The organism is Marinimicrobium sp. C2-29 (assembly GCF_038419845.1).
In the GTDB taxonomy this organism is placed as follows: Bacteria; Pseudomonadota; Gammaproteobacteria; order Pseudomonadales; family Cellvibrionaceae; genus Marinimicrobium.
In genome coordinates this window covers 159,221-183,478 of sequence record NZ_JBCAQT010000004.1, presented here as the reverse complement: position 1 = coordinate 183,478, position 24,258 = coordinate 159,221, and the positions used below count along the sequence as shown (strand labels likewise).

Below are 24,258 nucleotides of genomic sequence, written 5' to 3'. Positions count from 1 at the left end.
GCCCATGTTTTTTAAACCCTTGATCAACTCCGCAGTGCTCGGTGCCTCCGCGCTAATGCTTGGCGCCTGTGGCGGTTCGTCGGGCCCGGCGGACACGCCGGGCTCCTCCAGCGCCTCGTCATCGAGTCAGTCGTCTCAAGCCTCTGATTCTTCTCAGTCCTCTTCCAGCGCCGACAATCATCGCATCCGTATCGATCCCGAGGTCCGACACCAGACCGTGGACGGCTTTGGCGGGGCGCTGCCCATGTGGAATGTGGTCACCGAATCGCTGACCGACAGCGAAGTGCAGAGTCTGGTGGGCAAAGGGGAAAACGAGTTGGGCTTCTCCATTCTGCGGACCATTGTCGACCCCGATGCGGCCGACTGGGATCGCGCGGCGGGCAGCCTGGCGGAGGCGAAAACCCATTCGGACGAGGTCACCATTCTGGCCTCGCCCTGGACGCCGCCGGCGCACATGAAGAGCGATAACAGCCAGAATAACGGCGGCCGGTTGCTGCCCGAGTATTACGGGGACTATGCGGATCACCTGAATGCCTACATCGATTTCATGCTGGCGCAGGGCGTCGAGATCGATGTGATGTCCGTGCAGAATGAACCGGATTATGCACCGGACTATCAATCCGCCGAGTGGACCGGGGAAGAGATCCGGGACTTTGTCCGGGATTACGGTGATCAGATTCAGGCGGAACTGTTGATTGCCGAGTCGCTGCGCTTTAACCGCGACTATACCGATCCCTCCCTGAGTGATCCCGAAGCCCTGGCCAATGTCGACTATGTCGGCGGTCACCTGTACGACGCCGAAAACAGCGGCAACTTTGCCCCATACCCATTGGCGGAAGAGAAGAACATCCCCCGCTGGATGACCGAGTGGAACTACCACAAGGCGGATGGCGACGGCGCGGCCATCTGGGGCGGCGATAATGCGGCAGTGTGGGATGAAACACTGGATGTGGTGCTCGCCAGCGTGCACAAGTCCATGGACGTCAACTGGAGCGCCTACGTCTGGTGGTGGTCGCTGCGCTTTTACTCTTTCCTCGGGGATGGCGATAGCCAGTATGGCACCGAGCGTGGGCAGATTCTCAAACGCGGTTGGGCCTTCTCCCATTACTCGAAATTTGTTCGCCCGGGTTATCAGCGAGTTGAGTTGAGTCTTGAGGGGTTGAATTCCGTCGAGGCCACAGCGTATGACAGTGGCGATGGCGAGTGGGTCGTGGTCATCCTGAACCGCTCCGATGAGGATTACGCGGAGGTTGAAGTTGAGTTACCGAAGAGCCTGAGCGATGCGGACGCCTATATAACCTCCCGGGCTCACAACCGGGCTCCGCTGTCGGTCACGCTTGCGGAAGGAGCGGTGTCCATACCGACACTGGAGGCTCGCAGCGTCGTGACGCTGTTGATGACGGAGTAAAGAAAACGGGGGCACAAAGCCCCCGTTTATTGCTGATTGGGCCATCAGTAGCCAACGCGATCCGCGTAAGAAATGATCTTCTCCCCGTAGTTTCCGCCCCAGGTGTAACTGTTGCGGAGCCCATTCGAGATTTCCATGATGTCGTCGTACTTGCCGCCGTCCCGGTCGCTGAAGAAGCCTTCGTTGGTTTCCAGGTCGTAGAAGCGATACCACATCCGGTCCCCTTCGCTGTAAACGATTTTTTCCTTGGCTGAACTGTCGTAGGTGTGGTCCGCCAGATAGGTGTCCGGGCTGCGATACCAGGCGATGCCCGCTTTGACCGCCGCCTCCACTACGGTCGTCTGCGGTTGGGTCATGAGGAAGGCGATGATTTCCGCCGAAGCGCTGCCGCTGAGCGATTCCAGCTCGTGGTCGCGGGCCGCTTCGGGTCGGTAGTCGTCTTTGTCGTGCTGGGCACACCAGACAGTCAGGTCACCGCCCCGCTCCCACTGGGCTTTGAGAATGTAATCCACACCGCTCTCGATGGCGTGCTGCATGGCGGCCCGGTCGCTGTCGGTGAACAGGTCGGTATCGAAGGGGGTGTTGTTCAGGCTCGCGTGGTACAGAGCCGTAAGGACGCGGGTCATGGCGTTGTTCTTGAAGGTGACGTGGTCGGAATAGTCACCCCGCAAAGGATAGTATTGCGGCCAGCCGCCGGAGGCATACTGTGCATCCAGCAGATAATCCATGGCGTTGCGCACCGCATCCCGGTATCTGGTATCACCGGTATCCTTGTAAACCTGGGCGAGAAAGATCATTTCGGTCACGGTGGCGCCGTTGTCGATGGTTCCCAGATCATTATCGTCTTCGTCCTTGTCGTCGTCATCATCGTCATCGCCGTGGTAATAGTCGTCGTAGGACTGGATCCTGGGCCAACCACCGTGATCGTATTGATAGGACAGAATGATATCCGCCTGGTCCTGGCTCCAGGCGGTGCGCGCGCTGTGGAACCGGCTGTGCACCGGGTTGCCGGCCTGGGGCAGCATCCGGCCCTCGTCGTCACACTTCACGGCGGTGGGGCTGTTGCCGATGACCGTCAGTGAATCCACGCTGGGGAGGCCGTCTTCCCCAGTGGCGACCAGGGCAATATCATTCTCGCCCGCGCTGAGCTCCACCGTTTCAGATTCGCTCGTCCAGCTGGTCCAACTGCCGGTGGTGGCGAATTCAAAGTTGCCTGCAGCGGATTCGTTCACCTGAATATCGGCGGCACGGGTGTCGATGGAGGCGTACCGAACTTCCAGGGCATAGTGGCCAGCGTCCGGAACGCTCACCCGGTAGGTGACGGCGCTGTCCGGCTCATCATGGGTGTTGGCATAGCCGACTCCGGTGAAACCTTCATGGCGGTTGTCCACAGTGCCGTCCACTCGACAGAAGCCCGCGTCGTATTCCTCAATGGTCAGGCTGAAACCGTCTCCCGGGCTGGAAGAACTCGACGAGCTGGACGACCCGGAAGACGCTTCGCTGCTTGCACTTGAGCTGGATGATTTGGAGGACGCCACGCTGCTGGCGCTTGAGCTGGAAGATTTGGATGACGCTGCGCTGCTGATGCTTGAGCTGGATGATTTGGATGACGCTGCGCTGCTGGCACTTGAGCTGGACGATTCGGAGGACGCTGCGCTGCTGGTATTTGAGCTGGAGGTGGTGTTACCTCCGGGGTCACCGCCACTGTTTTCGCTGCAATCCACAGCGGTGGGGTTGTTGCCGGTTACCGTCAGTGAATCCACGTTGGGGAGGCCGTCCGTTACGGTGGCAATCAGGGCAATGTCATTCTCGCCGGCGCGCAGTTCCACGGTTTGGGATTCGGTCGTCCAACTGGTCCAACTGCCGGTGGTGGCGAACTCAAAATTGCCCGCAACGGATCCGTTCACCTGAACATTGGCGGAACGGGTGCCGACAGAGGCATACCGAACCTTCAGGGCATAGTGGCCGGTATCCGGAACGCTGACCCGGTAGGTGACGGCGCTGCCCGGCTCCTGATCGGCATTGGCAAAGCCGGTTCCGGTGAAACCCTGGTGATTGCTGTCCACAGTGCCGTCTACTCGACAGAAGCCGGTGTCGAGTTCCTGAATTGTCAGGCTGCTAGCCTCGCCTTGGCTGGAAGAGCTCGAGGAGCTGGACGACCCTGAGGACGCTACGCTGCTGGTGCTGGATGAATCCGATGATGCTTCGCTACTGGTGCTTGAGCTGGATGACTCCGAAAAAGCGACGCTACTGGTGCTTGCACTGGATGACTCCGAGGACGCATCACTGCTGGTGCTCGAGTTGGATGAGGAGTCCCCCCCAGGGGATCCATCGCAAGTAGACAGAGCGCCGAGCATCACCACAATGAGGTCAAATCGGTGGAAGACCATGGTTGATCCTTCTTCATGTTTTACTGGAACGTTCTGTCCTTGTGACGCTCAGCAGGGGGTACCGTAACGGGTCAGATTTCGGAGTTTTCATGCGGAGGGTCAGGGGACGCCTTCCGTCCCGCCACTGCACTGTAACCGAATGTGATCTCGTGAGATATGTATTTCGGTGTCAATTGACACTTGTCTATAAATGTATAGTTGAGGAAAAACGTTATGTAAATGGATTCACTGTTGGATGGCGCGTCATTCCCCATTGAGTTGCGCGGCGCTTCAATAAAGTTATAGCCAAGTGAGTCAATATTGGTGGTGATGGAATAAAAAACGGGGGCCTCTGGCCCCCGCTTATTGCCGTATTCTGGAAGCTGGCTATCAGTAGCCGACGCGATCGGCGTAGGAAATGATCTTCTCCCCGTAGCTTCCGCCCCAGCTGTAGCCGTTGCGGCGCTCCGCTGAAATTTCCATGATGTCGTAATACTTGCCGCCGTCCCGGTCGCTGAAGAAGCCTTCGTTGGTCTCCAGGTCGTAGAAGCGGTACCACATCCGGTCGCCCTCGCTGTAAACGATCTTTTCCTCAACCGAGCTGTTGTAGGTGTGGTCCGCCAGATAGGTGTCCGGGCTGCGGAACCAGGCAATGCCCGCCTTGACCGCCGTTTCCACCTCGGGTGTCTGGGGTTGGGTCATCAGAAAGGCGATGACTTCCACCGACTCGCTGCCGCTGAGGGACTCGAGCTCGTAGGCCCGGGCCGGTTTGGGCTGGTAGTCGTCTTTGCCGTGCTGGGCACACCAGACGGTCAGCTCCCCGTCCTGCTCCCACTGTGCCTGGAGAATGTAGTCCACCCCCCGATTGATGGCGTGCTGCATGGCGGCACGGTCGCTGTCGGTGAACAGGTCGGTGTCAAAAGGCGTGTTGTCCAGGCTGGCGTGATGCAGTGCCGTGAGCACGCGGGTCATGGCGTTATCGTTGAAGGTGACGTGGTCGGAGTAGCCGCCCCGCAAGGGGTAGAACTGCGGCCAGCCGCCCGAGGCGTACTGCGCCTCCAGCAGGTAATCCATGGCTTTGCGTACCGCATCCCGGTACTTGGCTTCGCCGGTATCCTTGTAGACCTGGGCGAGATAGATCATCTCGGTCACGGTCGCGCCGTTATCGATGGTGCCCAGGTCATTACCGCCACTGCCCATGGAATCGTAGGACTGGTTCTTGGGCCAGCCGCCGTGATCGTACTGGTAGGACAGAATGATGTCCGCCTTGCTCTGACTCCAGGCGGTGCGCGAGCTGTTGAACCGGCTGTGCACCGGGTTGCCGTCCTGGGGCAGCATCAGGCCCTCGCCGTCACTGTTCACGCCACAATCCACAGCGGTGGGGCCATTGCCCACAACTGTCAGGGAGTCCACATTGGGCAGACCGTCGGTGCTGGTGGCCACCAGAGCAATGTCGTTCTCGCCCGCGCTGAGCTCCACGGTCTGGGATTCGGTGGTCCAGCTGGTCCAGCCGCCAGTGGTGGCGAACTCGAACCCGCCCGCCACGGATTCATTCACCTGAATATCGCCCGGGCGGGTATCAATGGAGGCGAAGCGGACTTCCAGGGCATAGTGGCCGGCATCCGGCACGCTCACCCGGTAGGTGACCGCACTCTCGGGCACATTGTCGGTGTTGGCAAAGCCGATACCGGTAAAGCCGTCGTTGTCGCTGTCGACGGTGCCGTTCAGTCGGCAGAAGCCGGTGTCGTATTCCTGGATCACCAGCGCATTTTCGTCGCCCTGGTCGGAGGCGCTTGAGGAGCTGGACGATTCCGAGGAAGCGGAAGAGTCGCTGCTGGAGCTGGAAGAGGCGTCATCCGGAGCGGAATCGGAGCCGCCGCAGGCGACCAGCAGGCCGCTCATCGCCACAACAAGGGCGATTGGTTTCATGGTCATGGTTGATTCTCTCTTTATATAATAATCCGGCAAATATGGGAGGTTTCCCCCCGGTGGTCAAGGTTTTGTCCAGGCGGCACGCCTCGGTGTAACCGACGCTCACCGGGTGCCATCTGTGCTGCGGATGGTGACAAGGCGGGCATATAAAATTGAGAGAAAAGCGTCTGTAACCGGATACATATTGGTCTCGGTCGCGCTTTTTGCTCCGGCCCCTGTGATGAATGGACGCTAGCGGCTTGAGTCCGGCCAGTGAGGTGGAACCACAAATATCCGTTCCGCCTCGATCCATTGGCCGTTGCTCGGATCTTGTTCCAACCGGGCAAGCAGTCGGGGCGTGCCGGTGGCCTCAACGCTGTCGAGGGCGTTTTCGGCCTCCGTCGCGTCGGGTGCTTCGGGCTGTACCCAGGGGCCCAGCCAGTGGGGTTTGCGCAGGTGCACCCAGTGCCCGGTGTCCAGCGCTCGGGCCGTCTCCAGGTAGCACCAGGTGCCGCGCTGATGGTCATCTGGTGCCTGGGCGGGCGCGGGGAAATCGGCATCATGCGGGTAAAACAGGTAACCGGGCATGAACAGCCGGGCCTTCAGCGGGGCGTCGATGCCCAGTGCGTGAAGGGCCGCGGCGGTTTCCGGCCGCCGGGTCATCTGGCTCTGGTGCTCCAGCAACCGCCGGGTCTTCAGATCCAGCCGGTCCCGGGCGTTGGGGCCGTACCACCGGGGCGTCTGCGCCGGGCCGTACCCCAGATAGAATTTGACGGCGAGCTCGTGGTGCTCTGCGGTGCCGGTATGGGGGTTGCGGACCACCAGGTCCAGTTCGCCCAGGGTGCGCTCGGCGCCCGCGATCTGCAGGTTGTTGGCCAGCAGCTCCCACCCCAGAAGATCCGTTATCAGGCAACGGTAGAGCTGTTCAAAGTACAGGCCCAGGCGCGGATGGGGTGGGTCGGTGAGCACCGGCGGGCCTTCAAGCGGGTATTGGTCCCAGTGGTGCAACATCGCCCGCGCATGGGTGGGCAGGTAATCGGCGAGCGGGAACACCGAAGGGTCGCGCACCAGCGAGGGCGCGTGGCACATCCAGGCCAGATGGCGCACGGCGGCCACCCGGTAGCGGGTGAGATCGGTGAAAGCGGCGTTGGTCGGCATTGGGTTATTCCAACACCGGTGTGGTCCATTCAACCCAGCGGTTCACGTCGTCAGTGTCTCCCCGGGTGGAGTTCATGACGTCGGTATTGCCGGGCTCGCCCAGCAAAAAGCGCTGAACATAGGCACTCAATACTTCCTGCTGATGAGCCGGGAACTGGCAGTGGCTGTGTCCGCCATTTTCCGAGTAGGCGACATTCTCGGGTACACCCAGCGCGCGGTAGATTTCCCGGGTCGCCGAGGTGGCGACAAAAGCGGGCAGGGGGCCGAGCCAGCTGATGTCATTGTCGAGTACCAGCAGGCCGCGCGGGGCCACCATGCCCATCACCTGATGGTGATCAAAGGGCAGGCGGGTGACCTGGTCGCCGCCAAAGGTCTGCCCGAACGAAGCGCGGAACCAGGGCTGTTCGCCCGCGGCGTGGCTGAGGGTCTGCACCTCCTCTCCGTCATCGGCCAGCGACTGGGCCACACGCCAGCTCACGGCGCCGCCCGCGCCGGATTCCTGCGGGATGGTCAGTGCGATCCGTTCATCCAGGGCCCCGGCCATCAGGGCGCCTTTGCCGTTGCGTGAGCAGCCGGTCACGCCCAGGCGGCCCGGGTCGATGATGTTTTCTTCCGAAGCCTCGAGTACATCGATCAGTCGGCTGACGCCCCAGGCCCAGGCGATCATTGAACTGGCGGGGTGGTCGCTGCCGTACAGGTCGAAAAACAGACCCGTGCCCCGGGACTCGCCGCCGGATTGCGCCCCGATTTCGTTGTTGTTGAAATTGATGATCGCAATGCCCTGGCTGGTCAGGTAGTCGTTGTTCAGGTTGGAGGCTCCAATGCCGATCATCGCCGGGTAGGGGCCTTCACCCTCGGCGGGGGTGGTCACGCTGGCATTGAACGTGATTGCCTCGCCCTCATGCTCCACGTTCACGGTCACCTGCCCGGTGCTCACTTCGCCGGTGACCCCGGCCGGCTTGATGGGCTTGGGGCCGGATTCGTAGCGTTGCAGCTGGGCCTTGATCTCGGCCCGGCGACAGCGCCACTCCTCCCGGGCGGTGATGCGTTCACCGTCAAGTCCGAGGAAAGGGTCGGGCAGGGTGGCAATGGCCGGGAGTTCTCCAGCATCGGGCAGGGCGCTGACTGGACAATCCGCTCCGGCGTTTTCGTCGCTGGCCACGACGGATCCGCAGGCGAGCAGTGCCGAGGAGAGCGCGAGAATCAGCGCCCGGCGAGCATCAAAAGCCAGGTGTCGTTGTCGCATCGTCGTGTCCCTTTATTATAATTCAGTCTTCGTCTTCGTTGTCGCGCAGGCGCTCCTGCCGCTCCCGTTCCTCCGCCATGACCGCCTTGATTTCCGCCAGGACATCGTCGACCTGGGCCTCGCCCTCGGGGTCGTCAAACTCGCCGCTCAACACGGTCTCCGGGGTCAGCTCGCCGGATTCGTACCAGTCCCAGATCTCTTCGGCGTAGCGGGTGTTGAGAATCTCGGGGGCGAACTGCCCGTAGTAGTCGCGCATCCGGTGGATGTCGCGGGTGAGCATCTGCTGGGCGCTGTTGTTGGCGGCGGCGTCCACGGCCTGGGGCAGGTCGATGATCACCGGGCCGTAGGCGTCCACCAGAACATTGAATTCCGACAGGTCCCCGTGAATCAGGCCGGCACAGAGCATGCGCACCACGTAGTGCATCATCAGCTCATGGTCTTCCAGCGCCTGTTCTTCGGTCAGGTAGACGTCGGCCAGGCGCGGGGCCACATCGCCCTCATCGTCGGTGATCAACTCCATCAACAGCACGCCATCAAAGCAGCCGTAGGTTTCCGGCACGCGCACGCCGGCCTCGGCCAGGCGGCGCAGGGCATCGGTTTCGGCGCTCTGCCAGGCTTCCTCCTGTTGGTCGCGACCGTAGCGCGAGCCCTTGTCCATGGCGCGGGCCCGCCGGCTGTTGCGCACTTTGCGCCCCTCCCGGTACTGGGCGGCCTTTTTGAAGCTGCGCTTGCTCGCTTCCTTGTAGACTTTGGCGCAGCGGATTTCGCCGCCGCAACGCACGACAAACAGAGCGGCTTCTTTGCCGCTCATCAGGGGGTGGATGACTTCGTCGATCAGACCGTCATCCACCAGGGGCTGAATTCGGGGTGGTATTTTCATGGCATCGTTATACCTGATCTTGCGAGCGGATGGAACGCACAAAGCGCTTTTGTCGGTGTTGGTTTATGCTGGTGTTAAACGTGCTAATCTTGAAACTTCGATGAACAACCGGGGAGTGACTGACTGTGAAGGATGATCGGGACGTTCTGGTGATGTACGACGAGCGGGTGCTGGCGCACGAGCCGGATACCAATGTGGCCTTTCTGCCCGGGCGGCTCGACAAGCGGATGCGGCGTATATTGGCCGACCTCAATGTGAACTGGCAGTACCCTGAACACCCGGGGCGGGTCACCGAAATTCTGGAGCTGCTGGAGCGGGAGCCGATTCCCGGCGTCAGTTTTGCGCCGGGGCGGGCGGCCACCCGGGAGGAACTGGCTCGGGTTCACACCAATGCCTACCTGGATGACATCTACGACTTGCGGGGCAAAAGTGCCTGGCTGGATCTGGATACGACCGCGGTGTCGCCCGGCAGCGTGGATGCGGCCGAGGTCGCGGCGGGAACGTCGATTGCGGCGGCCGAAGCTGTGGTCAGCGGCAAAGCCCGCAGTGCCTTTGCCCTGGTGCGACCGCCGGGCCACCATGCCGAGCCGGTGCGGGCCCGGGGTTTCTGTCTGTTCAATAATGTGGCGGTTGCCGCCGCCCACGCCCAGGCTGAATTGGGTTGTGAGCGGGTGCTGATTCTGGATTGGGATGCCCACCACGGCAATGGTACCCAGGACATTTTCTGGGCCGACCCGGATGTGATGTTTTTTGATATACACCGTGCGGCGCCGTTTTACCCGGGCTCCGGAACGCTGGAAGAAGTGGGGGCCGGCCTGGGAGAGGGGGCCACGGTCAACGTGCCGCTACCTGCCGGCTCGGGCGATGTGGTCTACCTCAAAATAATGCAGGAAATACTGAGGCCCGCCGCGACTCATTTTAAACCGGACTTGATTCTGGTGTCCGCCGGGTTTGATGCGCACTGGTTCGATCTGGCGCTCAATGTGTCCTATGAGGGCTTTGCTGCCATGACGGCGGAAGTGCAGGCGCTGGCCGATGAGCTGTGTGACGGGCGTCTGGCCTTTGTGCTCGAGGGAGGCTACAACACCGAGTCGCTCTCTCACGGAGTTCATGCGGTGCTTCGGGTGCTGGCGGGTGGCGAGCCGCCGGAGCCCGATGTCTGTGGTTTAAAAGAAATGGAAGAAGCGTTGGAGTTCCATCGCGACGCCTTCCTGAGGCCCGAGGATGAAGACTATTAAGTGCGGTCTTTAAAGGGCGATTTTCAGGAAGCGACTGCCTCGGGCTAAGGGGCGACCGCTTCGAGATCGTTGACCGGTTGCAGAAAGGTCCCCAACAGCAGTAGTTGGGAGGTCAGCGCGTCGGGGCTGAACTCATCGTCGCTTGCTTTTGCCTCCTGCAGGTCCGCCGGGATGGTTTCCAGTTGTTCCCGCCATTGTGCCGTCGCCTCGGGCTCACCCAGCCACTGGGTCAGGGGTTGTTCGCCCTGGGTCATCAGCGTCTGCAACCCCTGCAGCGCGCTGAGAATTGGGCGCAGGCCCTCTCCGGCAAAGCGGTTGTGAGCCAGCTCCGGGTCGGACAGGGTCTGCAGCTCAGTCACCAGTTGTTGCTCCAACAGCTGGCGCGCCGCCCCCTTCAGCAGCTGCAATTGGCTGGCCGGTCGCAGCTGGCGGTAGGTCTGCTGCAGGTGGCCGGATTCAGACGTCCATTGCCGGTGCATGGACTGCAGGTCATCCTGTAGCAGGTTGCTCAGCAGCAGAACCAGCTCACGCCGCCGGTTGCGCGGCAGCTTCTCCTGGGTCAACTCTTTGTCCAGGTTCTCGTCTTCGGCGCGCGTTTGACGCTGGTAATCTGACACCGGGCGCTTGCCCGTCTCGCCCCAGAGCAGAAATTCGATGGCGTGCAGGCCGAGGCTGACATCGGTGGAGTCGGTCAGTCCGTGCTGGTCGCGCAGGGTGTCGGCTTTGATGTCCAGGGTGATGTCGTTGACGATACCGCTGTGGGGGTATTGGGGGAGCGCGTCGAGGTAGCCCGGCTGTAGCGGGTGGGCATCGATGTTGAACGCCATGCGCTCCAGCTCACCGAACAGTCCCGGGTTGCTTTCGCTGAGTGCCAGCAGTGGGGCCAGGCGGTGCCAGCGGTCGTGGCACTGGTGCCACTGGGCCCGGGTGCGCTCCAGTGCGGCTTCCTCGGGCTGATCCAGAAACGTCTCCAGCTCCCGGTGCAGTTCCCGACATTCGGCCTGCGCGGCTTCCAGCCAGTCGCCGCCCAATTGCCAGGCCCGGGCGGTGGCCGCTTCCTGTTCCGGTTCTGTCTGCTGCAGCGGTTCGCTGGAGGGAGTGTCTGCAGGCGCCTGCGGCTCTTCCGGGCTGCGGTCGCAGCCCGCCAGCAGTGCCAGCAGGACCAGGCCGTTCAGTACAAGCCGCTGGGGCGACAGTCGCAATCGAGGTCGGCGCACGCTCAACTCCTCAGGCTGATGATCGGCCAGCGGCGCTCGCGCGCCGCGGCTTCCAGTGTCGGGTCGGGATCCACGGCAATTGGATAGCCCACGGCTTCCAGTAGTGGCAGGTCATTGGCCGAGTCGCTGTAAAAGTAGCTGTGCTCGAGGCGGTGCGGATTCTGCTCCAACCACTGGTGCAGTCGGGTGACTTTGCCCTCGCGAAAGCAGGGAGTGCCGGCCACTTTGCCGGTGTAGCGGTGCCCGTCGTGCTCGGCCTCGGTGGCGAGCAGCTCGTCCACGCCCAGCCGTTCGGCAATGGGGCCGGTGACCACCCGGTTGGTGGCGGTAATGATCAGCAGGTGGTGACCGCGTTCGCGATGGCTGCGCAGCAGTTCCGCCGCTTTGTCCAGCATCAGGGGCTGAATCCAGTCGGCCATGAACTCTTCCCGCAGTGCCGACAGCTCCTCGGCGCTCAGGCGGGTAAAAGGTTCCAGTGCGAAATCCAGGTAGGCCTGAATATCGAGCGTGCCGGCCTGGTAGGCACGGTAGAACTCATCATTGCGGGTTTTGTAGAGCTCGGGATCCACAATGTTCTTGTGCACCAGAAACTCGCCCCAGCGGTGGTCGCTGTCGCCGGCAATGAGGGTGTTATCGAGGTCGAAAATGGCCAGGCTCACGGGGTACCTTTGGGTTGGTCGCTCAAAGGCGCCTAGCATAGCCGCTCGCCGTGCAGCGCTCAACCGCGCTAATTGCTGAATGTCATGGGTTTGTGGAACAATAGGCCCCTGATGGTGAATTCCCATAATGACAGTAAGGATTGATACCGCCCCGTGATAGACGCCGAAGGCTTCCGCCCCAATGTGGGGATCATTCTCACCAACGACCAGGGCCAGGTGCTCTGGGCGCGTCGCGTGGGTGGCCAGGACGCCTGGCAGTTCCCCCAGGGGGGCATCCATACCGGTGAGTCGCCCGAGCAGGCACTGTACCGGGAGCTGAATGAGGAGGTCGGGCTGCGCCAGGAGGATGTCGAAATTCTTGCCTGCACGCGCGGCTGGCTGCGCTATCGGCTACCCAGCCGCCTGATCCGGCACAACTCACAACCCTTGTGCCTGGGGCAGAAGCAGAAGTGGTTTCTTTTGCGGCTGACCTCGCCCGAGACCGGCATCACCCTGGATAATGACGGCAAAGCCGAGTTTGACGACTGGCGCTGGGTGAGTTACTGGTACCCGCTGGGTAATGTCGTGGCCTTCAAGCGGGAAGTGTATCGTCGGGCCATGAAAGAGCTGTCGCCTTACCAGAGTCAGCTGCAGTCGCGCCTGATACCCTCGCAGGACACTCACCGCTCCCGAACCTCGGCCGGTCGCTCATGCTGAATTCACTGCGCAACATCGTCCAGGAAGTCAACGGTGCCCGGGACCTGAAAACGGCCCTGGCCATCATCGTTTCCCGGGTAAAAACTGCCATGCACACCCAGGTGTGCTCGGTGTATCTGCGCGGGCCGGATGGCGACTATGTGCTGATGGCCACCGAGGGGCTCAACCCCAGCGCCGTGGGTCAGGTGCGGCTCAAAGCGGATGAGGGGCTGGTCGGGCGTGTGGTCACCCGTGAAGAGCCGATCAATCTGGAAAAAGCCGAAACCCACCCGAGCTACCAGTACTTTCCCGAAACCGGCGAGGAGCGCTTCAGCTCGTTTCTGGGCGTGCCCATCATTCATCACCGGAAGGTGCTGGGGGTGCTGGTGGTGCAGCAGGTGGAGCGCCGCCGTTTCGACGAGGGCGACGAGGCGTTTCTGGTCACCATGTCGGCCCAGTTGGCGGGCGTCATTGCCCACGCCGAAGCGACCGGCGTCATGGTGGCCATCGGCGAGAAGGCCTCCCAGGCGAAGTTCATCGGGGTCTCCGGAGCGCCGGGCATAGCCATGGGTGAAGCCGTGGTCATTTCGCCCCCGGCGGATCTGCGCTCGGTGCCGTCCAAGCCCTGTAAGGATATTGACGCGGAGCTGGCCTTTTTCCAGCGCTGCCTGCAGGCGGTGCGCGACGATATCAAAGGTCTGGGAGAGCAGCTCAAAACCCGTCTGAACCGGGAAGAGCAGGCGTTGTTTGACGCCTATCTGGCCATGCTCAACGATGCCTCCCTGGGTGGGGAGGTGACCGAGCGCATCCGTCAGGGCCTGTCGGCCCCCTCCGCTTGGGCCGAAGTGGTGCTGGAGCACGAGCGCACCTTCAACAGCATGAACGACCCCTACCTGCGCGAGCGCGCGGCCGATCTGCGCGATCTGGGGCGCCGGGTGCTCGCCTACCTGCAGGAATCCAATCAGAAGTGCCGCATTTATCCCGATCAGACCGTTCTGATCGGCGAGGAGCTGACCGCCTCCATGCTGGGCGAGATCCCCAAGGGCAAGCTCGCCGGCCTGGTTTCGGTGCAGGGCTCCAGTAACTCCCACGTGGCCATTCTGGCCCGGGCCATGGATATTCCGACGGTGATGGCGGCCGTGGATCTGCCCTACACCCAGATGGACGGGCGCCCGGTGATTGTCGATGGCTATAAAGGAGCGGTGTACAGCGATCCGAGCCCGGAGCTGCGCAAGCACTACAAAGCGATCTATCTGGAAGAGCAGGAGCTGGTCAAGGGGCTTGAAGCGCTCAAGGACCTTCCCTGCGAGACCACCGATCACTACCGCCTGACGCTCTGGGTGAACACCGGCCTGATGACCGACGTGGTGCGCTCGCTGGAGCGCGGCGCCGAAGGGGTGGGGCTCTACCGTACCGAGGTGCCCTTCCTGCTGCGCGACCGCTTCCCCAGTGAAGAGGAGCAGCGCAACATCTATCAGGAGCAGCTGGCGGCCTTTGCTCCTCACACCGTCACCATGCGCACGCTCGACATCGGGGGTGACAAGGCGTTGCCCTACTTCCCCATTGAAGAGGCGAACCCTTTTCTGGGGTGGCGCGGTATCCGGGTGACGCTGGATCACCCGGAAATTTTTCTGGCGCAGATCCGCGCGATGATGAAGGCCAGCGAAGGGCTGGATAATCTGCGGATCCTGCTGCCTATGATCACCAGTGTGCCCGAGCTGGATGCAGCCAAAATCCTGATTTACCGGGCGTTCAATGAATTGCTCGAAGAGGGGCATGCGGTCAAGCTGCCGCCGATCGGGGTCATGATCGAGGTGCCCTCGGCGGTCTACCAGGCCAGAGAGCTGGCCTCGCGCGTGGACTTCCTGTCCGTGGGCAGTAACGACCTGACCCAGTATCTGCTGGCTGTGGATCGCAACAATGCCCGGGTGGCCGATGTCTATCAGGCCTTTCATCCGGCCGTTCTGCGGGCTCTGCGCAGCGTGGTCGACGACGGTCACAGTGAAGGCGTGAGCGTGGGCATCTGCGGCGAGTTTGCCGGTGACCCGGGCGCGGCGATTCTGCTGATGGCCATGGGTTATGATGTATTGTCCATGAACGCCACCAATCTGCCCAAGGTCAAGTCCGTGATCCGCAATATCAGTCTCGAGCAGGCCCGTACTCTGCTGAACGAAGTCATGACCCTGTCTGATGCCGACCAGATAACCCAGAAAGTTGACAGCACCCTGCGCGAGCTCGGGGTGACCCGCCTGATCCGACCCGATACCGATAGCCTATGAATTACCCCGAGTTAGACCCGATAGCCCTGAGTATCGGCCCGTTTGAGTTTGGCGGTCAGGAGTATGGCCCGCTCGATATTCACTGGTACGGGATCATGTACCTGATCGCGTTTGCCAGCGCCTGGTTGCTGGCCATGCATCGTGCCGGTTTCTCCCACGCCATCATCAATCGCCAGCAGGTGGAAAACCTGGTGACCTACAGTGCCTTTGGGGTCATTCTCGGGGGCCGTTTCGGGTATGTGTTTTTCTACCACTTTGACTACTGGCTGAGTGACCCCCTCTGGCTGTTCCGGGTCTGGGAGGGCGGCATGTCCTTTCACGGGGGCCTGATCGGGGTCACCCTGGCGCTGGTGATTTACTCCTTCCGGATCAGGAAGCCGTTTCTGGCGCTGACCGACTTCGTGGCGCCCCTGGTGCCGCTTGGCCTCGGGTTTGGCCGGCTGGGCAACTTTATCGGCCAGGAGCTGTGGGGTCGTGCCTCCGATGTGCCCTGGGCCATGGTCTTTCCCAAAGATCCGTCCGGGCTCGCACGTCATCCCTCACAGCTCTATCAGGCGGCGCTGGAGGGCGGTGTGCTGTTTGTGGCCGTCTACTGGTTCTCGGCCCGTCCGCGCCCACGTGGGGCGGTCACCGGCCTGTTCCTGACGTTGTATGCCAGCTTCCGGATCTTTGCCGAATTTTTCCGTCAGCCGGATCAGCACATCCAATACGACCTGTTCGGCTGGGTGACCCGCGGGCAGATACTGTCGCTGCCCATGCTGCTGTTGGGTGTGGGGCTGATGATCTGGAGCCTGGCGCTGCGCCGTCAACGAGCGCAGACCGCGTAACACAACCCATTCTCTGACGATGAAAAGACACTGATGCAACAATATCTGGATTTAATGCGCGATGTGATCGATAACGGCGTGGACCGGGGCGATCGCACCGGCACGGGGACCCGATCGGTGTTCGGGCGGCAACTGCGGTTTGACCTCTCCCGCGGCTTTCCGCTGATCACCACCAAGACCGTGCATCTGAAAAGCGTGATTGTCGAGCTGCTCTGGTTCCTCCAGGGGCGCACGGATGTCACCTGGCTGCAGGAGCGCGGCTGCAAAATCTGGAACGAGTGGGCCACCACCGAAGGGGAGCTTGGGCCCGTGTACGGCAAGCAATGGCGCAGCTGGGCCTGCCCGGATGGACGGACCATCGATCAGCTGTCCGAGCTGCTGGAACAGATCAAGCGTAATCCGAATTCCCGCCGGCTGATCGTCAGTGCCTGGAATCCGGCCGATCTGCCGGACGAGTCGCTCAGCCCCCAGGACAATGCCGCGGCCGGCCGTATGGCGCTGGCCGCCTGCCACACTCTGTTTCAGTTCTATGTGGCCGAGGGACGTCTGTCCTGCCAGCTGTATCAGCGCAGCGCCGATCTGTTTCTCGGGGTGCCTTTCAATATCGCCAGCTACGCGCTGTTGACCCATATGATCGCGCAGCAGTGTGATCTGGAGGTGGGCGACTTTGTGCATACCTTTGGCGACTGTCACCTCTACCACAATCACCTGACCGACGATATTGTCTACGAGCAGTTGCGGCGGGAGCCCAGGGAGCTGCCGCGGCTGGTGCTGGGCCGTCGACCCCCGAGCCTGTTCGACTATGAGCTGGGAGATATCGCGTTTGAGGGCTATGAGCCCCATCCCCGGATCAGGGCGCCGATTGCAGTGTAAGCCACTGGGCAGCGGCCCGGGACGTCAATTTGTCAGTGTGAAACTGTTCACGTTTTCTGGAACAATTCAATATGAAAGTGGCCATAATTGTAGCGACGGCACGCAACGGCGTTATCGGTCGTGACAACCAGTTACCCTGGCGGTTGCCGGATGATCTGAAGCACTTCAAGGCGGTGACGCTGGGTAAGCCGGTGATCATGGGACGCAAAACCCATGAGTCGATCGGCCGGGCACTGCCTGGGCGTCTCAACATTGTGATCAGTCGCTCGCCCAGGCCCTTGGAAGACCCGGCGGTGCGCTGGGTGAGCAGCCTGGAGGAAGGCCTGGCGCTCGCGCGCGCGGAGCAGCCCGATGCCGAGGAGCTGATGGTCATGGGCGGCGCCGAGATCTATCGTCAGGCGCTGGCGCAGACGGATCGGATCTATCTGACCCGAATCGATCTGGAGATTGAGGGAGACGCCTATTTTCCGGAGCTTTCGCCGGCAGAATGGACTTTAACAGACAAGAAAGCTGGCGCATCTGATGCGCCTGTACCACACTCTTTCTTGGAATATGAAAAGGTGACAGCTTGATTACAGTCGCTCAGGCTGATTATATTTTGACCAAGTGTTACCTTTTTGACGCAGTCAATGGGACTATGTGTTACCCGTGTGATACCGATCTACCCAGCTGGGAAACCGTTTGTCTAAACCATTGAATGTGAAGGACGCCTCTTATTACAATGCGGCGTTCTTGGCTGCCTCGTCGCGGCTCTTGGCGCCTCTGTAAACCGAGGCAAAAGTGTGGATAACGTGTTGTGTGGCATCTGACTGTCGCAAACTCATCTGATGCAAGCACCCGAGTTGGGGGAAATATGAAAAAGCAGCGAATGAAAGCCGTGGCCCTGTCCACCGTGCTTTCTGCCGGCGCGCTAGTGGGTAGCGTTGCCGTGGCAGATGAAACTCTGGAGCAGATACTCCAGGTGGGAGAGGCCAAAACCACTATGGCCCAGGAATCCCAGCGGCGGATCGACCGCCTGGCGCAGGAAACCGAAGACCTGATGCAACAGTTCAAAGTTGTGAACAAGGAAATCGAAGGTCTGCGCACCTACAACAGCCAGCTCGAGCGGCAGATTGACGCTCAGTTGCGCGTATTGAACGACCTTGATCAATCCATTGAGCAGGTCACGGTCATTGAGCGCCAGATTCAGCCGCTGGTGCTGAAAATGCTGGACGCTCTGGAGCAGTTCGTAAGACTGGACATGCCTTTCCATCTGGATGAGCGCCTGGCGCGCATTCAGACGTTGCAGGAAAACCAGGACCGCGCCGATATCTCCGTTGCCGAGAAATTCCGCCAGGTGCTGGAAGCCTACCGGATCGAATCCGAATACGGCCGTTTCCTCGACACCTACCGCGATACCCTGGAAGTGGACGGTCAGGAGCGCGAAGTCAACATTCTGCGCGTCGGCCGTGTTTCCCTGATGTATCAGACAACCGACACCGAACGCCAGGGTGCCTGGGACTCCGAACAGGAAGCTTGGGTTGAGCTGGATGACTCCTACCGCAACTCAATCCTGAAAGGACTGCGCATTGCGCGTGACCAGGCCGCCCAGGACATCATGATGCTAGCGATTCAGGCTCCGGAGGCAGCACAATGAAGATGACGTTTTTGAAGGGCTCTCTGGTTGCCCTGGCAGCAGGTCTGCTGAGCACCAATGTGGCCATGGCCCAAGACGCTGATACAGCCGGCTCTCTCGAGGAGTTGCTGGAGATGGTGCGCGAGTCGCGCGTCAACGAATCTCAGGAACATCGTGAGCGTGAAGCCGAGTTCCGTCAGGAGCAGAACCGTCGCGAAGAGCTTCTCCAGCAGGCGCGCAACACCCGTGATGCTGAAGAGCAGCGCTCTGAACAGCTCGAGGCAACCTACGACGAACAGGAGCTGCAAGTTGACGCCAAGCGCGATCAGCTCAATGAGCGTCTGGGTTCGCTGCGCGAACTGTTTGGCCACCTGACTTCTACCGCCGGTGACCTGCGTTCCACAATCAATACCTCGATCGTCAGCGCCCAGTACCCCGACCGCGGTGGCTTCCTGACAGGCCTGATTGACAAGATGAACAGCAACACTCGCCTGCCCAGCATGGAGGAAATCGAGCGTCTGTGGTACGAAGTGCAGCGTCAGATGATCGAGAGTGGCAAGATTGTCGAGTTTACCGGTGAGGTGATCAAACCCGGTGGCACGAAGCAAGAGCAGGAAGTTGTCCGGATCGGCTCCTACAACCTGGTGTCGAATGGCAAATACCTGGCTTTCAACCCCGATGGCAACAAGATGGAAGAGCTGGCACGTCAGCCCTCTGGCAGCATTCAGGACTCGGCTGAACGGTTGCAGAACGCCGAATCGGGACTGGTTCGCGTGGGTATCGACCCCACTGGCCCCACTGGCGGTTCACTGTTGACCGCTCTGATTGACAGCCCCACTTGGGGTGAGCGTTGGCACCAGGGCGGCGGAGTCGGTTATACCATTACCGCTGTTGGTATCTTTGGCTTCCTGCTCGGTCTGTGGCGCATCATCTACCTGAGCACCGTCAGTGCCAAGGTGACCTCTCAGCTCAAATCCAGCACACCCAGCGACAACAACCCCCTGGGCCGTGTCCTGAAAGTGGCTGAAGAGAACAAGTCGGTTGATACCGAGACTCTGGAGCTGAAGCTCGAAGAAGCGGTTCTCAAAGAGCGGCCCAAGATTGAAAGCGGCTTGAACCTGCTGAAGATCATTGCTGCGGTTGCGCCGCTGATGGGTCTGTTGGGTACCGTTGTGGGTATGATTCTGACCTTCCAGGCAATCACCATCTTCGGTGCAGGCGATCCGAAAAACATGGCCGGCGGTATCTCCTCCGCGCTGATCACTACCGTGCTGGGTCTGGTTGTCGCCATTCCGACCGTCCTGCTGCACACCATTGTGAACGGTCGGGCCAAGCGCATCATCCACATCCTGGATGAGCAGACGACTGGCATTGTGGCTGAAAACGCCGAACGCAAGTAGGAGATAAACCATGCTGGCAATAATGGAAGCAATCGCAGCCATTAAAGCCTTTTTGGATCAGGGGGGCGGTGTGCTTGTGCTCATCGCCATCCTCACCTTTGTGATGTGGACGCTCATCTTTGAGCGCTTCTGGTATTTCAAAGGGGGTCTGAAAAGTGACGTTCAGGCGGCTCTGGAGCAATGGGAGAGCCGCAGTGAGCGCAAATCCTGGAATGCTCACCAGATACGCCAGGCCTTAATTTCCCGGGTATCGGAAAAGATCAATGTCAACATGGACATGATCGCGACCATGGTCAGCCTGTGTCCTCTGTTGGGCTTGCTTGGTACCGTGACCGGTATGATCGAAGTGTTCAACGTGCTGGCAATGACCGGTGGTGGCGATGCCAAGCAGATGGCAGGTGGCGTTTCGCGCGCCACCATTCCCACAATGGCCGGTATGGTGGCCGCCCTGTCAGGGCTGTTCGCCAACACCTACCTGACGGGTATTGCCGAGCGCGAAAATCATCTGTTTGCCGATCACTTGACCATGGATCACTAAGGCCGACATCCAAGTATTAACCGGTATTTAAGAGATCTCCCATGAGCAGGAATAATGAGAAACCCGAAGAAGAAGCCCAGGCCATTGACTTGACCCCCATGCTCGATGTGGTGTTCATCATGCTGATCTTCTTCATCGTGACTGCTACATTCATCAAAGAGACGGGGATTGAAGTCACTCGACCTGAAGCGACCATGGCGGAACCGAAGGAAAACGCAGCGATTCTGATAGCCGTTAACGAGAATAACGAGATCTGGATCGATAAAGAGGAAGTGGATCCTCGCGGCGTCAAGGCTCAGATTGAACGCTTACAGGCCGAAAATCCCAAGGGAACGGTGGTAATACAGGCCGATCAGGGCGCCGACATGGAGATGGTAATCAGCATTACCGAATCCGCGCGCGATCTGGGTATTACCAACGTCGCTGTCTCCACTGAAGAGAACTAGTCTGCTATGAATTTTGCAAGAGTAGGTATAGCTACGGCGCTTTCGGTTGTTGTCACCTTGGGCCTGCTTTTCTTGATGCAATCACTGATCAATGAAGACCTGGGTCAGGATGAGCAGCAAGAAACCCGCCGGATCGCTGACATTCGGATGCCTGATACCGAGATCGAGACTCAGTACGAGGCGGCCAAGCCCAACAAACCCGAACAGCCGGAGAATCAGCCGCCCGACGTGCCGGAGCCCGAGTTTGACTCTCCCGACGTTGACGCTGCGGCGCTCAACATGGCCGCACCGGGCATGGATATGAACATGGGCATGGGAACGGGCGGTAACTTCTCCGGTGACGGGGAATACATGCCGATTGTTGCTGTGGCTCCCGAGTATCCGCGTCGGGCCGCGTCCCGTGGTATCGAAGGCTTTGTGACCGTGCAGTTCACGGTGACGAGCAACGGCTCCACTAAAGATGTCGAAGTGGTCGATGCTGTCGACACTGATGGGCGCGAAACCAGCATCTTCAATCGGGCCGCCATCCGGGCGGCGGAGCGCTTCAAGTTCCGTCCCCGCGTTATCGATGGCGAGCCGGTCGAGGTCGCTGGTGTCTCCTATCGCTTTGTGTTTGAGTTGGAGGACTAGGTGGGAGTTATGACAGTGAATAATTTGAGAGCGTTTGTTGCCGGTACGCTAAACCGCAGCGTCCTGGCGGCGGCACTGGTCACCGCGCCCGTTGTGTCCACCACTCTGGTCAATGGCATCGCGCCCGAGCAGAGCGTCTGGTCAGTGGGTGTTGTGCAGGCACAGGACTTGATCCAGCCTGCCAGCGAGCGCCCGGAAGCCCGTCGGGTGCCCGGTGTCAGTCAGGGGTTGAGCGAAGAGCTGTCCGAAGTACAGAGCTTCCTCGATCCGGAAGCGCCGGAAGATGGCTCAGAGCCACCGGAGCCCGATCTGGATGAGGCACTTCGTCTGCTGCGGGAGATGGAAGCCAAGATCGACGAATACAACGCGTATGAACAAGCCCAGATTTACAACTTCCTGGCCAATGTTCATTTCCAGATGGACAACATGGAGCAGACCATTGCCGCGTTTGAAGAGGTCGTTTCCAAAAGTCCTCAGATCCCGTCTGGACTTGAAACTTCCACCTGGCAGGTGCTGGGTAAGTTGCACATGCAGGAAGAGAACTTCGAGGCGGCTTTAGAAGCGTTCGAAAACTGGACTGACATGGTAACCAGTATCGATGCTGATCAGTACTACGTCTTTTCACTGCTTTTCTATCAGATGGGTAACTCGGAACGAGCACTGGCTCACGTCAACGAAGCGGTCCGCAAGGCTGAGGCCAACGGCGAAACCCCTGAAGAGAACTGGTACGCCATGCAGCGGCTGTTGTACTTCGAGAAAGAAGATTACGTAAACACCGCGAAAGTGCTGGAAAATATGGTGCGGGACTATCCCAAAGTATCGACCTGGCGCCAGCTTTCGGACATCTACAGTCTTCTGGAACGCTATGACGATCGTCTGCACTCGCTTGAGCTGGTCTATATGCTCGACGGCCTGGATAAAGAGAATATCCTGATCTCCCTGGCGTCAATGTTTCTCGACCGGGAAGTGCCTTACAAGGCGGCCAAGATTCTGAACAAAGGGATCTATGAAGATGAGTACATAGAGCCGACGTCCAAAAATCTGGAGCTGCTGGCAAACTCCTGGAGCCTCGCACGGGAAACCGACAAGGCGATGGAGGAGATGGAAAAGGCCGCCGAGAAGTCTGACGATGGCGATCTGTTTGCCCGCCTGTCTGCCCTTTACATGCTGGAGGAGCGCTACGATGACTCCATCGAAGCCGGTGAAGAAGCACTGGATAAAGGGGTAGATCGGAGTGACCAGGTGTATCTGCGCATGGGCACCGCCTATGTGAATATGGGCGATTACGATCAGGCGATTGAAACCCTGGAAAAAGCGGCCAAAGACAAGCGCAGCGCGGATAGCGCGAAGCAGTGGATCAATTACGCCAAGCGGGAGCAGAATCGCGAGAAAGAGCTCGAGAGAGAGCAGGAGCGCATTGAGGAGCAGGAAAGGAAACGGGCAGAACAGGACGGTATTGTCTTGCCTGGAGCCTAAGGTTTCTGATCCATCCCGCTCACAAAAAAGCCGGCTTAAAGCCGGCTTTTTTGTGTCTGCCCAGGGTGGAGATGAACCGGATTTCCCGCAGGCTGTTTAAAGGGCCTTTATGAAAATCTTGGAGTTGCGCTGGTAGTTGTACAGACTCTGGCGCGCCACGGGCAACTCGGTCAATTGCGCCTGGACAAACCCCTGCTCAATAAACCAGTGAGCGGTCTGGGTGGTCAGGACAAACAGGCGTTTGATCCCCTGGCGGCGCGCGAGCGTTTCCATCTGCCCCAGCAATGCCGCGGCCCGTCCACCCTTGCGATAGTCGGGGTGGGTCACTACGCAGGCCAGCTCCGCCGAGTCCTCAAACGGGTAGATCGCCGCGCAGGCGATAATGGTTCCGTCTTTCTCGAGCACATGAAAACGTTCAATCTCGGTTTCCAGCAGCTCCCGTGAGCGGCGCACCAACACGCCCTCGTTCTCCAGGGGGGCCAACAGCTCGAGAATACCGCCAACATCGTCGATAGTAGCCCGCCGCAACTGCTCGTAGCTGTCCGAGTGCACCATGGTGCCCAGTCCGTCCCGGGTAAACAGCTCGGTCAGGAGCGCACCGTCGGTGGCATAGCTCATCAGCTGCGCCCGGGGCACGCCCTGCAGGCAGGTCAGATAGCAGGCATTGAGGGCCTGTTTCAGGTCAATATCTATCGCCTCGCCACGGGACTCAAGGTACTCCCGGCACTCCTGCAGGGCGAGCTGGCGTATCAGCTGCCCTTCACGGTCCCGGATACCGTCGGCCTCCACGAATGCCAGCATTTTGTCAGCCCTCAAAGCAGTGGCCACGTGGCTGGCGACGTCGCTGAATGACAGATTGAAGGCTTCACCCGTGGTGGAGTAACCCAGTGGCGAGAGCAGGGCGATGGCCCCGGAATCCAGGGCGGTATTGAGGGAGCGGGTGTTCACCCGCCGCACCTTGCCCGTGTGCTGCAAATCCACACCATCGAGCACCCCGTGCGGCATGGCCACCGCAAAATTGCCACTGAGCACCTGCATGCGGGCGCCGTGCATGGGCGAGTTGGGCACGCCGGTGGATAGGGCTGCCTCCACCTGAATGCGGGCCTGACCGATGGCCTGGGTGACCCGCGTCAGGTTGTCGGCATCGGTCACCCGGAGGTTGCGGTGAAACTGGCTGGTGAGGCCCGCTTCAGCCAGGCGCGCATCGATCTGGGGCCGGGCGCCGTGAACCACCACCAGGCGTACCCCCAGGCTGCTGAGCAGGGCAATGTCATAAATGATGTTGCCGAAATTGGGGTGCACCAGGGCCTCGCCGGGCAGCATCAGTACAAATGTTTTACCCCGGTGGGCGTTGATGTAAGGGGAGGAGTGGCGAAACCACTTCACATAATCTTGAGTGTTACTGGACACAAA

At 60.3% G+C, this 24,258-nt stretch carries 21 protein-coding genes; 13 read left to right on the top strand and 8 right to left on the bottom strand.

Annotated elements, in window-relative coordinates; translation table 11 throughout:
• Positions 1–4 precede the first annotated feature (4 nt).
• Positions 5–1,408 carry a glycoside hydrolase family 30 beta sandwich domain-containing protein gene (locus AAE484_RS05675; protein ID WP_341937376.1) on the top strand — a complete coding sequence of 468 codons (1,404 nt, stop codon included), beginning with the start codon at positions 5–7 and terminating at the stop codon, positions 1,406–1,408.
• A gap of 44 nt (positions 1,409–1,452) precedes the next feature.
• Here the strand turns inward: AAE484_RS05675 and pelA (AAE484_RS05670) are convergent, their stop codons facing one another.
• From pelA (AAE484_RS05670) to AAE484_RS05650, 5 genes are all read right to left on the bottom strand, one after another.
• The gene (pelA, locus tag AAE484_RS05670; RefSeq protein ID WP_341937375.1) at positions 1,453–3,798 is read right to left on the bottom strand and encodes a pectate lyase; all 2,346 of its coding nucleotides are present in this window, start codon (positions 3,796–3,798) and stop codon (positions 1,453–1,455) included.
• Positions 3,799–4,167: 369 nt separating this feature from the next.
• The gene (gene pelA / locus AAE484_RS05665; RefSeq protein ID WP_341937374.1) at positions 4,168–5,712 is read right to left on the bottom strand and encodes a pectate lyase; all 1,545 of its coding nucleotides are present in this window, start codon (positions 5,710–5,712) and stop codon (positions 4,168–4,170) included.
• A gap of 228 nt (positions 5,713–5,940) precedes the next feature.
• On the bottom strand, positions 5,941–6,846 hold the full coding sequence (locus AAE484_RS05660; protein WP_341937373.1) for a DUF1853 family protein: 906 nt from the start codon (positions 6,844–6,846) through the stop codon (positions 5,941–5,943).
• Positions 6,847–6,850: 4 nt separating this feature from the next.
• The gene (locus AAE484_RS05655; RefSeq protein ID WP_341937372.1) at positions 6,851–8,092 is read right to left on the bottom strand and encodes a glucuronyl esterase domain-containing protein; all 1,242 of its coding nucleotides are present in this window, start codon (positions 8,090–8,092) and stop codon (positions 6,851–6,853) included.
• 22 nt (positions 8,093–8,114) lie between these two features.
• Positions 8,115–8,972, bottom strand: coding sequence for a PA4780 family RIO1-like protein kinase (locus tag AAE484_RS05650; protein WP_341937371.1), 858 nt, complete (start codon positions 8,970–8,972; stop codon positions 8,115–8,117).
• A gap of 125 nt (positions 8,973–9,097) precedes the next feature.
• Between AAE484_RS05650 and AAE484_RS05645 the strand changes: the two genes are divergently transcribed.
• Entirely contained in the window at positions 9,098–10,210 is a 1,113-nt protein-coding gene (locus AAE484_RS05645; RefSeq protein ID WP_341937370.1) for a histone deacetylase family protein, read from the top strand.
• 44 nt (positions 10,211–10,254) lie between these two features.
• Here the strand turns inward: AAE484_RS05645 and AAE484_RS05640 are convergent, their stop codons facing one another.
• Positions 10,255–11,427: an imelysin family protein gene (locus AAE484_RS05640; protein WP_341937369.1), complete on the bottom strand. Its 1,173-nt coding sequence runs from the start codon at positions 11,425–11,427 to the stop codon at positions 10,255–10,257.
• Positions 11,428–11,429: 2 nt separating this feature from the next.
• Positions 11,430–12,086, bottom strand: a complete 657-nt coding sequence (locus tag AAE484_RS05635; RefSeq protein ID WP_341937368.1) for a histidinol-phosphatase — start codon at positions 12,084–12,086, stop codon at positions 11,430–11,432.
• Positions 12,087–12,239: 153 nt separating this feature from the next.
• On the opposite strand from AAE484_RS05635, the gene AAE484_RS05630 reads away from it, so the two are divergent.
• From AAE484_RS05630 to AAE484_RS05580, 11 genes are all read left to right on the top strand, one after another.
• Entirely contained in the window at positions 12,240–12,782 is a 543-nt protein-coding gene (locus tag AAE484_RS05630; RefSeq protein WP_341937367.1) for an RNA pyrophosphohydrolase, read from the top strand.
• The gene (gene ptsP, locus AAE484_RS05625) at positions 12,776–15,040 is read left to right on the top strand and encodes a phosphoenolpyruvate--protein phosphotransferase (protein ID WP_341937366.1); all 2,265 of its coding nucleotides are present in this window, start codon (positions 12,776–12,778) and stop codon (positions 15,038–15,040) included. The genes AAE484_RS05630 and ptsP overlap by 7 nt, the downstream gene beginning before the upstream one ends.
• Positions 15,037–15,867 carry a prolipoprotein diacylglyceryl transferase gene (lgt, locus tag AAE484_RS05620; protein WP_341937365.1) on the top strand — a complete coding sequence of 277 codons (831 nt, stop codon included), beginning with the start codon at positions 15,037–15,039 and terminating at the stop codon, positions 15,865–15,867. The genes ptsP and lgt overlap by 4 nt, the downstream gene beginning before the upstream one ends.
• A 33-nt stretch (positions 15,868–15,900) precedes the next feature.
• Entirely contained in the window at positions 15,901–16,740 is an 840-nt protein-coding gene (locus AAE484_RS05615) for a thymidylate synthase (RefSeq protein ID WP_341937364.1), read from the top strand.
• Positions 16,741–16,811: 71 nt separating this feature from the next.
• The gene (locus tag AAE484_RS05610; protein WP_341937363.1) at positions 16,812–17,312 is read left to right on the top strand and encodes a dihydrofolate reductase; all 501 of its coding nucleotides are present in this window, start codon (positions 16,812–16,814) and stop codon (positions 17,310–17,312) included.
• A gap of 281 nt (positions 17,313–17,593) precedes the next feature.
• Positions 17,594–18,376, top strand: coding sequence for a DUF3450 domain-containing protein (locus AAE484_RS05605; RefSeq protein WP_341937362.1), 783 nt, complete (start codon positions 17,594–17,596; stop codon positions 18,374–18,376).
• Positions 18,373–19,755 carry a MotA/TolQ/ExbB proton channel family protein gene (locus AAE484_RS05600; protein ID WP_341937361.1) on the top strand — a complete coding sequence of 461 codons (1,383 nt, stop codon included), beginning with the start codon at positions 18,373–18,375 and terminating at the stop codon, positions 19,753–19,755. The genes AAE484_RS05605 and AAE484_RS05600 overlap by 4 nt, the downstream gene beginning before the upstream one ends.
• 10 nt (positions 19,756–19,765) lie before the next feature.
• Positions 19,766–20,293, top strand: a complete 528-nt coding sequence (locus AAE484_RS05595; RefSeq protein WP_341937360.1) for a MotA/TolQ/ExbB proton channel family protein — start codon at positions 19,766–19,768, stop codon at positions 20,291–20,293.
• A 41-nt stretch (positions 20,294–20,334) separates the two neighbouring features.
• Positions 20,335–20,739, top strand: coding sequence for an ExbD/TolR family protein (locus AAE484_RS05590; protein WP_341937359.1), 405 nt, complete (start codon positions 20,335–20,337; stop codon positions 20,737–20,739).
• Positions 20,740–20,814: 75 nt separating this feature from the next.
• Positions 20,815–21,369: an energy transducer TonB gene (locus tag AAE484_RS05585; protein WP_341937358.1), complete on the top strand. Its 555-nt coding sequence runs from the start codon at positions 20,815–20,817 to the stop codon at positions 21,367–21,369.
• A gap of 15 nt (positions 21,370–21,384) precedes the next feature.
• Entirely contained in the window at positions 21,385–22,845 is a 1,461-nt protein-coding gene (locus AAE484_RS05580; protein ID WP_341937357.1) for a tetratricopeptide repeat protein, read from the top strand.
• A gap of 96 nt (positions 22,846–22,941) precedes the next feature.
• On the opposite strand, the gene argA is transcribed toward AAE484_RS05580, so the two are convergent.
• The gene (gene argA, locus AAE484_RS05575; protein WP_341937356.1) at positions 22,942–24,255 is read right to left on the bottom strand and encodes an amino-acid N-acetyltransferase; all 1,314 of its coding nucleotides are present in this window, start codon (positions 24,253–24,255) and stop codon (positions 22,942–22,944) included.
• Positions 24,256–24,258 lie beyond the last annotated feature (3 nt).

Coding starts and splice junctions, on each gene's coding strand:
- pelA (WP_341937374.1), bottom strand. CDS start 5,712: ATGACCATGAAACCAATCGCCCTTGTTGTGGCGATGAGCGGCCTGCTG.
- AAE484_RS05595 (WP_341937360.1), top strand. CDS start 19,766: ATGCTGGCAATAATGGAAGCAATCGCAGCCATTAAAGCCTTTTTGGAT.
- AAE484_RS05585 (WP_341937358.1), top strand. CDS start 20,815: ATGCAATCACTGATCAATGAAGACCTGGGTCAGGATGAGCAGCAAGAA.
- AAE484_RS05590 (WP_341937359.1), top strand. CDS start 20,335: ATGAGCAGGAATAATGAGAAACCCGAAGAAGAAGCCCAGGCCATTGAC.
- AAE484_RS05600 (WP_341937361.1), top strand. CDS start 18,373: ATGAAGATGACGTTTTTGAAGGGCTCTCTGGTTGCCCTGGCAGCAGGT.
- AAE484_RS05655 (WP_341937372.1), bottom strand. CDS start 8,092: ATGCGACAACGACACCTGGCTTTTGATGCTCGCCGGGCGCTGATTCTC.
- pelA (WP_341937375.1), bottom strand. CDS start 3,798: ATGGTCTTCCACCGATTTGACCTCATTGTGGTGATGCTCGGCGCTCTG.
- ptsP (WP_341937366.1), top strand. CDS start 12,776: ATGCTGAATTCACTGCGCAACATCGTCCAGGAAGTCAACGGTGCCCGG.
- AAE484_RS05650 (WP_341937371.1), bottom strand. CDS start 8,972: ATGAAAATACCACCCCGAATTCAGCCCCTGGTGGATGACGGTCTGATC.
- AAE484_RS05615 (WP_341937364.1), top strand. CDS start 15,901: ATGCAACAATATCTGGATTTAATGCGCGATGTGATCGATAACGGCGTG.
- AAE484_RS05675 (WP_341937376.1), top strand. CDS start 5: ATGTTTTTTAAACCCTTGATCAACTCCGCAGTGCTCGGTGCCTCCGCG.
- lgt (WP_341937365.1), top strand. CDS start 15,037: ATGAATTACCCCGAGTTAGACCCGATAGCCCTGAGTATCGGCCCGTTT.
- AAE484_RS05605 (WP_341937362.1), top strand. CDS start 17,594: ATGAAAAAGCAGCGAATGAAAGCCGTGGCCCTGTCCACCGTGCTTTCT.
- AAE484_RS05660 (WP_341937373.1), bottom strand. CDS start 6,846: ATGCCGACCAACGCCGCTTTCACCGATCTCACCCGCTACCGGGTGGCC.
- AAE484_RS05610 (WP_341937363.1), top strand. CDS start 16,812: ATGAAAGTGGCCATAATTGTAGCGACGGCACGCAACGGCGTTATCGGT.